Below are 13,622 nucleotides of genomic sequence, written 5' to 3' on the forward strand. Positions count from 1 at the left end.
CTTAGCCCTCAGCCTCGGTTGCAGCCTCTTCAGCTACCTCTGCCGGAGCCTCTTCAGCGGGTGCCTCTTCAGCGGCAGGTGCCTCAGCTGGCTTCTCAGCCTTTGGACGCAGCACTGGCTTCTTCTTGGCGTCAGCCTCAAAAGCTACCTTTGCCTCAGGAGCCTGAACGCGTGACTCGGTCTCGCCCTCGCCCTTGAACTTGCCCCAGTCGCCGGTCAGCTTGAGGATTGCAGCAACCTGCTCGGTAGGCTGTGCGCCTACGCTGAGCCAGTACTGTGCACGGTCGCTGTCAACCTCGATGAACGAAGGGTTCTCGGTTGGGTGGTACTTGCCGATCTCCTCGATCACGCGGCCGTCGCGCTTGGTGCGCGAATCAGCTACGACGATGCGGTAGTAAGGCGCCCGGATCTTACCGAGACGCTTCAGGCGGATCTTGACTGCCATGATGCTCCTAATGTTGATGTGACGCCGCACTTCAAAGTGCGGAAGCCTGACGCGCTCTTGCGCGAACCGATCTATTTTCGCACGATTTATAGCCTCAATGCAAACTTTGTCACGATCAGGGGTTTTACCTGAACCTCAGGCGTGCAACGTATGATTCACCTACGCATTAGCAGCGTTTGCGAGAGGCTTTCACCCATGTCGATTCAGTTCGCCCCCTCCCCTCGCTCTACGCTCGGCCTCGAGTGGGAGCTGGCACTTGTTGATCGCGAATCAAGAGAGCTTTCAAATATTGCTTCGCTTATTTTGCCCGAACTGCAAGCGAATTTTCCCACCTCACGGTTCCCGCACTTCACCGGGGAACTGCTGCAAAACACCGTTGAACTGGTGAGCGCACCGTACCGCAGAGTGTCCGAAGCCACAGCTGATCTGCGCGAGCTCGCCCTTGTTGCCCGCGAGCAGGCTCGCTCGCACGGAGCCGAGCTCATTGGCTCTGGCAGCCACCCTTTCAGCCGCTGGGATCAACAATTGGTCACCGAGAATGAGCGATACGACCGGTTTATGGAAAAGTACCGCTGGTGGGGCCGCAACATGCTGATTTGGGGTGTACACATTCATATTGGCGTGGATCGCGAAGACCGCGTCGTGCCACTCATGCATGCGCTCCTCTCACATCTTCCACACCTCCTGGCGCTCTCGGCGTCGAGCCCTTTTTGGGCTGGTGAGTCAACCGGCTATTCCTCGAATCGCACCCTTCGTTTTCAGCAGCTGCCGACCGCTGGCCTGCCATGGGAGGTCGACAACTGGACAGATGTTGAACGTGTGCTCGAAGACCTTGCTCTCACCGGAGTGATCGCCGAACCAACAGAGGCTCGCTGGGATATTCGCCCGGCGCCTCGCTGGGGCACCCTTGAAGTGCGCTTCTGCGATGGCGCGTCAACGCTCACCACGATCGGGGCGATTGCCGCGCTCACTCAGTGTCTTGCCGAGTACTACCAGCAGCAGGCCGACCAAGGCGAGACGCTCCCCCGCCTGCGGCCCTGGTTTTTGCGCGAGAATAAGTGGCGCGCGGCACGCTATGGCCTCGACGCGCACATCATCGTTGACAACAGCGGCGCTCAAGTGCCCCTTCGTGATGACCTGACCGCGCTGCTCGCAAGACTCTCACCAATCGCAACCGAGCTCGGTTGCGAAAGCGAACTCGCGCAGGTGGGTGATTTGCTCAGCGATGGCACCAGCGCCGAACGACAACTGCGCAACTACGAACAGTTTGGTGGCGTCGCCGCGGGCAAGCAGTCTCTGGTAGCCGTTGTCGATAGCCTCACGGCAGAATTTGACAGCGGACTCAACTAACAATTGTTGAGCGCTCGCGCTGCCGGCTTCGCTAAAAGTTGTCGAGAAACCAGCCCAGCACGTGCGGAAATGCCAGTAGCCCCGCCACAATCGCGAACAGAATAAGCGTCGACCAACCGGCAGTGCGTTTAGAAAGCCTGCGCCCCTGCTTGGCAATTTGCGAGCGCGGCCGGGCCGAGCGCGGATCTGTATAGGTTTTTACCTGGTGACCAAGTTCGCCCGCAATTACCTCAGCAAAATGCAGCAGAGCGGGCACTTCGTTCGAGTCAGACCAGCCATACGGCTTACTTGAGGCAACGATCAGACGGTCTTCAACAACCTCAATATCCCAAGATTTACCGTAGTCGAGCAGGCAAACCATCACGTCTGGGGTGAGCAATTCAAGCGCGTCTCGCTGGTAGCCAGCCGGGGCGTAGACAGCAAAGTGACGATCGAAATCACCCTCGAAAGTCATCTTTTCCGAGCCTGGCAGCACCGCGTTCATCCGGCCGTTGTGCAGCGAGTCGATCATCAAGTGCGGCAGGTCGCGCGCGAGCGGCATGGTCATGTATCGAAACACATTTCGTGGCCCAGCAATATCGCTCTTACTGCCCTGAAAACTCGCAATCGCAATTTGAAGTTCGGGTTCGAAGGCGGCGTCACCGCGCCACAGCGTGAACTCCGAGCGATACAACGACTTGTGCGCTGGATCTTCCTGCTGCCAGGCCGGCTTGCCGCCGAAGGTGCGCAAGCGTTTGGGCAGTGGCGCTGCGGTGCCCTCAGCAAAAAGAATGCCGAGCCTCGGCGGCGCAAAGCCAAAACGCATAAAGCTCAGCCCGTGCGCATCACCGAATTGTTTCACCGCTATGGCGCGGCGGGCATCGCTCGGCATGAGCACCATGATGATGCCGCCGATCCACAAGATGATTCCGCCCCACAGCGAAGCAATGTAGAGCAGCGGGCTCACCCACTTGATCCAATCGGGAAGCGAATCGGCCAGGTCTGAACTCAGAAACAGCCAGAGCACTGTTGCAAGCACAGCCGCTCCGAGCAGCCAGACGCCGCGAGCAGCCATGCGAAACGCTTCTGGGTCGTCGGCACGCACCGCATCCCAACTGACGTAACGCGGCCATTCAGCTCGAAGTCTGGCTAGACGCTCGTCAGCGTGATACTCGGAAGGTTCGTTCATGCGCTGACTATGGCGCGCCGCAATATGCGACTAGCCGCGACCGCCGAGCATCTGCTGCAGCTTTTCAAGATCAGCATCGTTTGGCTGGGTGCCGGCAGCGGCTGTACCTGCACCGAGGCCGAAGCCTGATCCGCTTGTTGCCGGTGTAGCTGGCTTGCCAGAAATCTCGGCTGCGCGCTTTGCCGGGTTGCCCGAGCGCTTTGCTCCCTTGCCCTTGGCCTGCTGCTTCTTCTTGCCTGCGTAGCCGCCAGCCATGCCTGGCATTGGACCCATGCCTGGAATCTGAGGCATGCCACCCTTGGCGACGGTCTTCATCATCTTTGCAGCCTGCTCAAAACGCTGCACCAGCGAGTTGACTTCGGTCACGGTGGTACCCGAACCCTTGGCAATACGCAGACGACGTGAACCGTTCAAAATCTTCGGGTTGGTACGCTCAGCCTTGGTCATCGACTGGATGATGGCTTCGGTTCGAACGATCTCGCGCTCGTCGAAGTTCTCGAGCTGATCTTTCATCTTGCCCATGCCAGGCAGCATGCCCATCATCTTCTTGATCGAGCCAGCGCCGCGAAGCTGCTGCATCTGCTTCAAGAAGTCGTCAAGGGTGAACGATTCGGTTGCGATCTTCTCGGCAACCTTCATCGCCTCTTCTTCGTCAAACGCCTGCTGCGCCTGCTCGATCAGAGTGAGAATATCGCCGAGGTCAAGAATGCGGCTCGCCATACGGTCTGGGTAGAACGGCTCAAAGTCGCCGAGCCCCTCACCGGTAGAAGCAAAGAGGATCGGGCGGCCAGTGGTGCCACGAATCGATAGGGCCGCACCACCGCGCTGATCGCCATCAAGCTTGGTGAGCACAACACCGGTGAAGTCGACACCCTCTTGGAAGGCCTTCGCGGTAGCGACCGCGTCCTGACCGATCAGCGAGTCAATGACGAAAAGTACCTCGTCAGGGTTTGTGGCCTTGCGAATATCGCTTGCCTGCTTCATCATCTCAGCGTCAACACCGAGACGACCTGCGGTATCGATGATCACAAAGTCGTGCTGCTTCGCCTTCGCCTCGGCAACACCTGCCTTCGCAACCTTGACCGGATCGCCAACACCATTGCCTGGCTCTGGAGCGAAGAACGCAGCGCCGGCCTGTTCAGCCACGACACCGAGCTGAGTAACCGCGTTTGGACGCTGCAGGTCACACGCGACGAGCAGTGGGGTGTGCCCCTGATCTTTCAGCCACTTCGCCAGCTTGCCTGCGAGGGTGGTCTTACCGGCACCCTGCAAACCCGCGAGCATGATGACTGTTGGCGGCTGCTTCGCGAATTGCAGGCGACGCTGGTCGCCACCAAGAATCTCAACGAGTTCTTCGTTGACGATCTGTACAACCTGCTGGGCTGGGTTCAGCGCCTTGTTGACCTCGTCACCGAGCGCGCGTTCGCGTACTTTTGCGGTGAAATCTTTCACCACATCAAGCGAAACGTCGGCCTCAAGCAGGGCGCGACGAATCTCGCGTACCGTACCGTCGACGTCAGCAGCAGAGAGCTTGCCCTTTGACCGCAGGTTCTTGAACGTGTCGGTGAGCCGCTGGGAGAGGTTTCCGAAAGTAGCCATAGTGAATACAGCCTACCGCGCGAAACAGACCGCCAGGCACGAATGCGCTGACGGTCTGTTGCACGAAGCACTTGCGAGCTGCCCGTTGCAGCTTACGCAAGCTAGTTATAGGTGTAGAAGCCTCGGCCCGATCCCTTTCCGAGGTAGCCTTTGTCGATGTAGTCGCGTTTAATAATCTCCGCGAACTCGCGTTGCGTGGGATCAGCACTGTCCTTGCTGAGGTTGTAGGGCGTCATCATGCCAACAACGTCGTAGATCTGGAATGGACCTGACGGTGCGCCAGTCGCGATCCGCCAGGTGTTGTCGATGTCTTCTGGCGAGGCGACGCCTTTCACGAAAAGCGCCGAAGCTGCGTTCAAGAGTGGCACGAGCAGTGAGTTCAGCACGTAGCCTGGCTGTTCTTTGTGCACACGAATCGGAACCATGCCGATTTCGGCAGCAAAGTCTGCGACTTGCTCAAAGATTTCTGGGTCGGTGCCTTCGTGCCCCATCACCTCGCCGGTGTTGAACTTCCACACCTCATTGGCGAAGTGCAATGCCAAGAACTTCTCTGGGCGCCCCGTGAACGGTGCGATATCGCTCGGGAGCAGGGTGGATGAGTTGGTGCAGAAAATGGTTTTTGCTGGGGCGAGTTCACCGACGCGCTCCCAGGTCTGCTGCTTGATGTCGAGGCGCTCAGGCACTGCTTCGATCACAATGTCGGCGTCGCTCAGCGCATCGGCAAGGTCTGAGGTGGCTCGGATCCGCGAAACTGCTTCGTCAAGCTTCTGCTCGGTTGCATCGGCGAGGTCGCTCCGGTACGCCGCTTTCAGGTATTCCCAACGTTCCGGAAGCTTCGAAAGAATCTCGTCGTTGATGTCGTAGGCAACAACGTTTTTGCCGGAATATGCGGACTGGAAGATGATCTGCGAACCGAGAACTCCGGTTCCCAACACGGTGAGGTTCTGCAATGCACTGCCTTTCTCGAATGCTGCCCTGATCTGGGCGAAATTCGGCTCGGCGGTCGCGCTCGTGGCTCGGCCGTCTGGCCTTACCTCAGGTCTACTCCCCTTCTATGAACGCTGTCCAAAATTTCGCGGTTAGCGATAGTTCTCACAGCGGTTCCGAAGAATATTTGGCGTGGATCGCCAGAACCTCAACTATTCGCAGATTACGCGGCGAAGCAAAGGCGAAAGCCGTCCCGGCTTCGGTAAGCGCACAGAACCAGTAAGTCCGCCTACCCTACAAGTTGCTGGGCAAACACGTGCGCGCTAGAGCCAAAAGTAGCGGCCATTTCTGGCCGCTACCGCGACGCCAACGCCGAAGCCTTCCCGGCTTCGGTAAGCGTACAGAACCAGTAAGTCCGCCTACCCTACAAGTTGCTGAGCAAACACGTGAGGTGTGAAACCAGTCAAGTCACCAATGCCCTCACCCTGGCCAACGAGTTTGATTGGTAGGCCGGTCTTTTGCTGCACGGCGAGCACAAAGCCACCTTTGGCAGAACCGTCTAGTTTGGTGAGTACGAGCCCGGTCACACCGGCGTGCTCGATGAATGCTTCGGCCTGCGCCAGTCCGTTTTGACCGGTGGTTGCGTCGAGTACGAGCAGCACCTCGGCGATTGGCGACTGTTTTTCAATGACGCGGCGGACTTTGGTGAGCTCATCCATCAGCCCGCCCTTGGTCTGTAGCCGCCCCGCGGTGTCGATGATGGCGACGTCGTAGTTTTCGTTTTTTGCGCGCTCAACCGCTTGGAACGCAACCGATGCTGGGTCTTGGCCCTGCTGCTGGGGTCGTACGATATCTGCGCCTGAGCGCTCGGCCCAGGTAGCAAGCTGCTCTACGGCGGCGGCACGGAAGGTATCTGCTGCCCCGACGAGCACGCGCTTGTCGAAGCTACGAAGGTAGTTCGAGAATTTTCCAATAGTCGTGGTTTTGCCTACACCGTTTACGCCCACCACGAGAATCACTGCTGGTCGATCCGAGAGTTTCAGAGTTGGATCGAAGGCCGCGAGGCGCTCTTCGATGAGTTCACGAAGCATTCGCCGAAGTTCTTTCACTTCGGTGACTCGGTGCCGTTCGACATCTGCTCGTAGTTGATCGAGGATCGAGTCGGTGATGTCTGGCCCGAAGTCTGCGCTGAGCAGCGCAGTTTCGAGGTCGTCCCAGGTCTCGTCAGAGATGGGTTCACCACCGCCAAAGACATTTCGGAACACGTTTGAAAACGACCAGGAGCGCTCAGCCATGCCTCCAAGTTTAGGGGTATGACTGGAATCAAGCGCACTCAAGCATAAATAAGTTTTGTGCACCTATTGGGAACCTCAAGAAACTTTCAGACTAAGGTCACGAAGCGGTGACACTACGAAATTTGCAGTCTGAAATCCGCTTGCGCTCAGCTACTATCAAGGGGTTCAAGCGCCGGGGCAACGAGGCCCCGGGGCGATACCCTTGGAGGTACCGTGACCCGTACAACGGCCATATCGGTAAGCACCAGACGCCCACGCAGCGTTGCTTTACTACTCGGTTTGTTGTTGGCTCTACTCATTGTTGGCGGGATTGTTCCCGTTCCAGGAGCCAACGCAGCAGAATGCGCCCCCGATGCAAGCACTGGCTGCTTGCAGGGCGTTATTAAAACGAGCGACGGCGAACCCGCCGCCGGCGTAGTCATGCAACTCAGCGGCAATGGTGAAGATCAAACTGTAGAAACTGGATCCGACGGCAAGTGGGCATTCGCTGTCACCAAGAGCGGATCATTCACCGTCACCGTAGACAAAAACTCCCTGCCTGAGGGCCAGTTTCTGAAATTGGTTGAGAGCCGCGACATTAGTGTCGAGCTCGGCAACGCAGCGGGCGGGCTCTTCCCACTCACTGCAAATGCTGACGAAGCAAATAGTGGCAGCAGCGGAGGCGGCGACAACGCCGAGAGTGGAGCAACCACCCAAGCAAAGTCTTCGTTCTCATGGCCACGCTTCTGGCAGCAATTCGCTTCAGGGCTTCGCCTTGGCCTGCTTATCGCCCTCGCTTCGCTCGGCCTCTCGCTGATCTTCGGCACCACTGGCCTGTCGAACTTCGCACACGGCGAGATGGTGTCGCTTGGCGGTTTGCTCGCGGCCACGTTTATGGGCATCACCGGCAATCTGCTGCTCGCAGCTCTGATCTCAGTTGCAGCGATGGCACTGTTCGGCTGGGCCCAAGACAAACTGCTCTGGAAGCCGCTGCGCAAGCGCAGGCTCAGCCTGATGCAGCTGATGATCGTATCGATTGGTCTCTCGATCACGATGCAATACCTGTTCCAATACTTCTGGGGCTCAGGCATCATTCGTATTGATAGCCGCAACCCGGCAACCGCGACCATCTTTGGCATCACCATGACGATTCAGTCCTACGTCGCTATGGGCATCTCGCTCGTCGCGATCATCCTGGTGGGCGCCGGACTCATGTTCACTCGTTTTGGTCGTGCTACCCGTGCCATTAGCGACAACCCAGCGCTGGCTGAGGCTTCTGGCATCAACGTTGACCGTGTGATCAGCGTCGTGTGGATCGTTGGTGGCGGTCTTGCCGGCTTGTCTGGCGTGTTCCTTGGCCTAATCTTCAACGGCATCAACTGGTTCACCGGCGGGCAGATGCTGTTGCTTTTCTTCGCCGCAGTGACTCTCGGTGGCCTCGGCACCGCATTTGGCGCGTTCATCGGCTCAATGATCATCGGCATGGTGGTCGAGCTCACCAATATTTGGCTGCCGGGCGACCTGAAGTTCGCTACCGCCCTGCTGATCCTGATTTTGATTCTGCTGGTTCGACCGCAAGGCATCTTCGGTCGCAAAGAGCGGATCGGATAGGAGGACATCATGAATTTCTGGATCGATCTACTTACCAGCATGCTGCAAACGGCAATCTCGCCAACAACCGCAGCATTTGTCCTCGCCGCAATTGGCCTGAACATCCACTTCGGCTTCACCGGGCTTATGAACATCGGCCAGGCGGGCTTTATGCTCGTCGGCGCCTACGGTTTCGGCGTCTCGGTCTCATACTTTGGCCTCAATTTCTGGGCGGCAATTCTTGTCGCAGTGCTCTGCGCGGTCGTGTTCGCGTTGATCCTCGGTATTCCTACGCTGAAGCTACGCGGCGACTATCTTGCGATTGTCACGATTGCTGCCGCCGAAATTCTGCGCATGATCGTCCGTATGGCGAGCTTGCAGAGCGTCACCGGTGGCCCAACCGGGCTCAGCGGTTCAGAGTATCGCTCAGGCTTTAGCGAGTTGTCATTCCTGCCAGAGGGCCGCACAACCATTCTGGGCATCACGTACGCCAACACTGGCGCCGATGACTGGTGGACCAGAATCGTAGCTTGGGGCTTGGTCGCACTCTTTATTCTCGTGACTTGGTTGCTGATTCGCAGCCCCTGGGGCCGTGTGCTCAAGGGAATCCGTGAAGACGAAGATGCCGTACGCTCACTCGGCAAGAACTCATTCTCGTACAAGATTCAGGCACTGATTCTTGGCGGCGTAATGGGCGCATTTGGCGGCATCGTGATGGCAATGCCCTCGGCGATGCAGCCGGACTCGATGGGCCGCCCAATGACATTCAACCTCTGGATGATCATGCTGCTTGGTGGCGCGGCCACCATCTTCGGCCCGCTGCTTGGCACACTGATCTTCTTCATCGTCCGTATCGCGCTGACGGGTCTCGCGAGCCAGTTCATTCCGAACTCGGTGCTGAATGTGCAGCAGACCGAGCAGCTTGCTTGGGTACTGATTGGTGTCTCGCTCATGCTGCTCGTGATTTTCAGGCCGCAGGGCATTCTCGGTAATAAGAAGGAGTTGTCGTTCAATGTCTAGTTCACGCAAAAACGATACTGCCCTGATCGACGGCTATCCTTACGACCGCGAAGCGCTTCGCGCAGAGCTACGAAAACTCGATCAGGTTCCCGGTGTGGCGAAGCCAGATTCGATTCTTACGGTGGATCGAATTGAGCGTCGATTCGGCGGTATGACTGCGGTCAACGTCGAACGCCTTGAGGTACAGCGTGGAGCAATTACCGCGCTTATTGGCCCCAACGGCGCCGGCAAAACCACGTTCTTCAATCTGATCACAGGTTTTGACCAACCTTCGAATGCGCAGAAGCTCATTGGCGGCGGTGACGCAAAGTGGTCGTTTAACGGCAAAGATCTTCGCCGCACCGGCGCCTCACAAGCCGCACGTTCTGGCATGGTTCGCACTTTTCAGCTCACCAAAGCGCTCTCGCGAATGACGGTGATGCAGAACATGCTGATCGGCGCGAATAACCAGCCGGGCGAGAACATCTTTGTCGGTTTGATTCCTCCGCTCTGGCAGGCTCGCGAACGCGAGAACATCGCTCGAGCCGAAGAGCTCCTCACCAGGTTCAAACTAGACGCGAAGAAAGATGACATGGCCGGCGATCTCTCCGGTGGCCAGAAAAAGCTGCTTGAGATGGCGCGAGCGCTTATGTCGAACCCCGCGATGATCATGCTTGATGAGCCAATGGCAGGTGTGAACCCCGCGCTTACGCAGAGCCTGCTTGATCACATTCAGGCGCTTCGAGACGAGGGCACCACTGTGCTTTTTGTTGAGCATGACATGCACATGGTGCGCCACATCAGCGACTGGGTCGTGGTCATGGCTCAGGGTGAGGTGATCGCTGAGGGCCTGCCTGAAGAGGTCATGACAAGCGAAGCGGTAGTTGATGCGTATCTTGGCGCGCACCACGACAAGGATCTGGGTGACGATTCCGAAATCAACACCGGATTCATGCGAGCGATCGCGACAGAAATTGCTGAAGAGGTAGAGGAGACCCGATGAACGACTCAAGACTTGTAGTTCAGGCTGACAATCTCACTGCGGGCTACCTCCCCGGAATCAATATTCTGAATGGCTGCACGCTCGAGGCCTATCGCGGCGAGCTGATCGGCATTATCGGCCCTAACGGTGCTGGTAAGTCGACGCTACTGAAGGCACTGTTCGGACTTGTGAATATTCGAGACGGGGCTGTGCGGCTTGAGGGCGAAGACGTCACCGGTCTTTCAACCAATCAGTTGGTAAGCAAGGGAGTTGGTTTTGTTCCGCAAACCAACAACGTCTTCCAGTCGCTGACTATTGAGGAGAACCTGCAAATGGGTCTCTTCTTGCGTCCGAAAGAGTTCTCCACTCGTATTGCAGAGATGTGGGACCTCTTCCCGATGTTGGCTGATCGCCGCAAGCAGCGAGCTGGTTCACTCTCCGGCGGCGAGCGCCAGTCGGTGGCGATGGCTCGTGCACTGATGATGGATCCCAAGGTGCTCTTGCTTGATGAGCCATCAGCGGGCCTCTCCCCCGTGCGTCAGGACGAGACTTTCATTCGGACGCGGCAGATCAATAAGACTGGTGTGACGATCATCATGGTCGAGCAGAACGCCCGTCGTTGTCTGCAGATCTGCGATCGTGCCTATGTGCTCGATCAGGGTCGCAACGCTTACGAGGGGCCTGGCCGCGAGTTGGCGAACGATCCAAAGGTGATTGAGCTCTACCTCGGTACCCTGGCCGCAGATGTCGAGGCGGCGGCCTCGGACACGGAAGACAAAGCCTAACCGCACACAGCAGCCCCGTTCATCGAAGTTGTCACGATGAACGGGGCTGCTGCGTTCCCACCACTCTGCGTTCCCTCAACCCTAGGCTCCCCCTCTACCCCTCGTTCTCACCCACCGCCTCCTGCCTTCGCGAAGCGAATTACAAAATGACGCGGGAAGCCAAAAAGCAGGAAGATCTGCCCACATCGACTAGCACTAGCGCAAGGCAGAGCGATCCAGCGCCCGCAAGCGCAAAAAAGAACCCCCGGGAACGAGCCCGGGGGTTCTCTCTCGAAGCGGGGTGTTACTTCACCTCGCCCTTCACTGCGTCTTGGAAGATCGGAGTGTTGCTCTCGTCGTACTTGTAAATACCGATGTAAGCGGTCGATGGGTCATTGTTCTCGTTCAATGGACCAGTGCCAGCCTTGCCCATGTAGTGAATGTCCTTGCCATCAGCGATCAGCGCCTTGCAGTCCTTGAAGGTATCGCACTCTTCACCGCCGTTTGCACCGGTCACAGCTGCGAGCTGTGCCTGCACTGAGACAGCGTCGGTTGCGCCGGCCTTCTCAGCTGCCAGAGCGATGATCATCACCAGGTCGTATGCCTCAGGACCATAGGTGAAGCTCTCGAGCTTGCCGCCGAATTCGGCGTTGTAGATCGTGTCAAGCTGCTTCTTGAAATCTTCATTCGCCTGAGCGCCTGGGATGGATCCCTGCATGCCTACCACGCTGCCGAGGTCAACAACATCAGCGAAGCTGTTTGCGTTGCCGTCAACAAGGTAAACGGTCGATGGGTCGACTCCCTGCGCCAGCAGCTCTGGCAGAATCGCGTTGATCTGGTCGAAGGTCACTACAACGATCGCGTCTGGGTTCGCTGCCTTTGCAGCGGTGACGTCAGCCGAGAAGGTGGTCTGGTCGACCGGGAACTCGTTGCCGTCGCCCTTGCCGCCGTACACGGTGGTTGCGCCGCCCGCTTCGGTGACCTGCTGAATAGTGTCGCGCAGACCGATGCCGTAATCGTCGTTGAATGTCAGGTAGGCAATGCTGCCCTTGCCGTCAGCCAGAATCTGGTTGGCAAGCGCGCTACCCTGCACCGAGTCAGGTGGAGCGGTACGGAAGTAGTTTGGGCTAATGCCGCTGAGCGCGGTAGCGGTGTTGGAAGGCGAAGCCATCAGGATGCCCTCGCCCGTGATCTTTTCAACCACGTGCAGGGTACGCGAGGAGCTCATTGCTCCGAGCACGAAGGCTGCACCGCTGGCGATAACCTCGTCTGCGCCCTTTTCAACCACGGTGATGTCGCTGCCGTCGCCCTCATTGGCGTCTGCAACAATTTCAATTGGCTGACCGAGCACGCCGCCGGCTTCTTCAATCTCAGACATGGCCTGTGCCATACCAGCCTGCACTGGTGGCATCAGGAAGCCGAGTGAGCCGGTGTGTGGCAGAAGGGTTGCAATCTTTAGACCGTCACCACTGCTCTTTGGCTCTTCTGTCGTGCCACCGGAGCAGCTCGAGAGAAGCAGAGCCGCACTGGCTGCGATGGCCAGTGCTCCTGTGGTGCGCTTGGAAATCATCTTCATGGATGACACCTTTCATATTGGTGAACCGCGTCATTGCGGAACTCCCCATGAGAATAAGCAGAACAGGGCCCTGCTGTCAGCGTTCTGCACGCATTGAAACCGAGTTGTTAGCGACTCGTGACATAGCAGTGATTTCTTTGACACCTCAGCAGCAGATCAATGACTGCTGCACAAAATTTGAGGTTCTTTGCGTTGGCCCACCGAGCGCTAGCGCAGACCAACCTCATAGGCACAAATCACCGCGTGCACACGATCGCGCAGCTCAAGCTTTGAGAGCACTCGGCCAACATGAGTCTTCACAGTCGACTCGGAAAGAAAAAGCTTCTCGCCGATTTCGGCGTTGCTGAGACCCTCGGCAATCAGGGTGAACACCTCAAGCTCACGCTCGGTCAATTGGGCAAGCGCCTCTTGCGATCGCCCCTGCTTCGGAGAAGCCTCAGGCGCTTCAACGCTCGCAGGCTCACGCAGCCGGGTGATCAGGCGGCGGGTCACGCTCGGAGCCATGACAGAATCACCATCAGCTACAGCACGAACAGCACCAATAAGTTCCGGTGCACGCGCGTCTTTCAGCAAGAACCCGCTAGCACCGGCCTCAATAGCTGAAAGCGCGTACTCGTCAAGATCAAAAGTGGTGAGCACAAGCACACGAACGGCCGGGTATCGAGCGACAATCGCGGCGGTTGCCTCAATGCCATCCATGCCCGGCATACGCACATCCATCAACACCACGTTTGGCGCTGTACCCTCAGCGGTCAAACGTTCGATCATCTCAAGCGCCTGGCCGCCATCGCCCGCCTCACCAACCACCGATAGATCAGGCTGCGTGCCAAGAATCAGCGCAAAACCGGTGCGAATCAGTTCCTGATCGTCAACCAGCAGAATGTTCAGCGCCGCGTCGCTCATGGTGTCTCCGTGTTCAAAGGGTGAGTGTGTTTAGTGTATCGATCG

General features: G+C 57.8%; 12 protein-coding genes. 5 read left to right on the forward strand and 7 right to left on the reverse strand.

The genetic code is table 11. The features are described 5' to 3' along the window. Window position 1: 1 nt before the first annotated feature. Entirely contained in the window at window positions 2–445 is a 444-nt protein-coding gene (gene rpsP / locus QBL02_RS05705; RefSeq protein WP_282725428.1) for a 30S ribosomal protein S16, read from the reverse strand. Window positions 446–640: 195 nt separating this feature from the next. Between rpsP and QBL02_RS05710 the strand changes: the two genes are divergently transcribed. Then, window positions 641–1,795: a glutamate--cysteine ligase gene (locus QBL02_RS05710; RefSeq protein ID WP_282725429.1), complete on the forward strand. Its 1,155-nt coding sequence runs from the start codon at window positions 641–643 to the stop codon at window positions 1,793–1,795. A gap of 31 nt (window positions 1,796–1,826) precedes the next feature. Here the strand turns inward: QBL02_RS05710 and QBL02_RS05715 are convergent, their stop codons facing one another. The 4 genes from QBL02_RS05715 to ftsY form a co-directional block, all read right to left on the reverse strand. Then, window positions 1,827–2,963 carry a hypothetical protein gene (locus QBL02_RS05715; protein WP_282725430.1) on the reverse strand — a complete coding sequence of 379 codons (1,137 nt, stop codon included), beginning with the start codon at window positions 2,961–2,963 and terminating at the stop codon, window positions 1,827–1,829. 30 nt (window positions 2,964–2,993) lie between these two features. Beyond that, window positions 2,994–4,562, reverse strand: coding sequence for a signal recognition particle protein (gene ffh, locus QBL02_RS05720; RefSeq protein WP_282725431.1), 1,569 nt, complete (start codon window positions 4,560–4,562; stop codon window positions 2,994–2,996). Window positions 4,563–4,663: 101 nt separating this feature from the next. Next, on the reverse strand, window positions 4,664–5,512 hold the full coding sequence (locus QBL02_RS05725; protein ID WP_282725432.1) for a 3-hydroxyacyl-CoA dehydrogenase: 849 nt from the start codon (window positions 5,510–5,512) through the stop codon (window positions 4,664–4,666). Between the two features lie 396 nt (window positions 5,513–5,908). Beyond that, entirely contained in the window at window positions 5,909–6,784 is an 876-nt protein-coding gene (ftsY, locus tag QBL02_RS05730; protein WP_282725433.1) for a signal recognition particle-docking protein FtsY, read from the reverse strand. 213 nt (window positions 6,785–6,997) lie between these two features. Here ftsY and QBL02_RS05735 point away from each other — a divergent pair, with 213 nt between their 5' ends. Genes QBL02_RS05735 through QBL02_RS05750 form a run of 4 tightly spaced genes read left to right on the forward strand, consistent with a single transcriptional unit; the run spans window position 6,998 to window position 11,119 of the window. Continuing rightward, entirely contained in the window at window positions 6,998–8,374 is a 1,377-nt protein-coding gene (locus QBL02_RS05735) for a branched-chain amino acid ABC transporter permease (RefSeq protein ID WP_282725434.1), read from the forward strand. A 9-nt stretch (window positions 8,375–8,383) separates the two neighbouring features. Beyond that, window positions 8,384–9,373 carry a branched-chain amino acid ABC transporter permease gene (locus tag QBL02_RS05740; protein ID WP_282725435.1) on the forward strand — a complete coding sequence of 330 codons (990 nt, stop codon included), beginning with the start codon at window positions 8,384–8,386 and terminating at the stop codon, window positions 9,371–9,373. Beyond that, window positions 9,366–10,355: an ABC transporter ATP-binding protein gene (locus tag QBL02_RS05745; RefSeq protein WP_282725436.1), complete on the forward strand. Its 990-nt coding sequence runs from the start codon at window positions 9,366–9,368 to the stop codon at window positions 10,353–10,355. The genes QBL02_RS05740 and QBL02_RS05745 overlap by 8 nt, the downstream gene beginning before the upstream one ends. Next, a complete protein-coding gene (locus QBL02_RS05750; RefSeq protein WP_282725437.1) occupies window positions 10,352–11,119 on the forward strand; it encodes an ABC transporter ATP-binding protein in 768 nt (255 codons plus the stop codon). Before QBL02_RS05745 ends, QBL02_RS05750 begins: the two co-directional genes overlap by 4 nt. A 283-nt stretch (window positions 11,120–11,402) precedes the next feature. Here the strand turns inward: QBL02_RS05750 and QBL02_RS05755 are convergent, their stop codons facing one another. Beyond that, complete coding sequence (locus QBL02_RS05755; protein ID WP_282725438.1) at window positions 11,403–12,674, reverse strand: ABC transporter substrate-binding protein; 1,272 nt, start codon at window positions 12,672–12,674, stop codon at window positions 11,403–11,405. Between the two features lie 207 nt (window positions 12,675–12,881). Then, window positions 12,882–13,577 (reverse strand): response regulator transcription factor, encoded by a 696-nt coding sequence (locus tag QBL02_RS05760; protein ID WP_282725439.1) that lies wholly within the window; start codon window positions 13,575–13,577, stop codon window positions 12,882–12,884. Window positions 13,578–13,622: the final 45 nt, after the last annotated feature.

It is taken from the genome of Leucobacter sp. UT-8R-CII-1-4 (genome assembly GCF_030010235.1).
Taxonomy (GTDB): domain Bacteria; phylum Actinomycetota; class Actinomycetes; order Actinomycetales; family Microbacteriaceae; genus Leucobacter.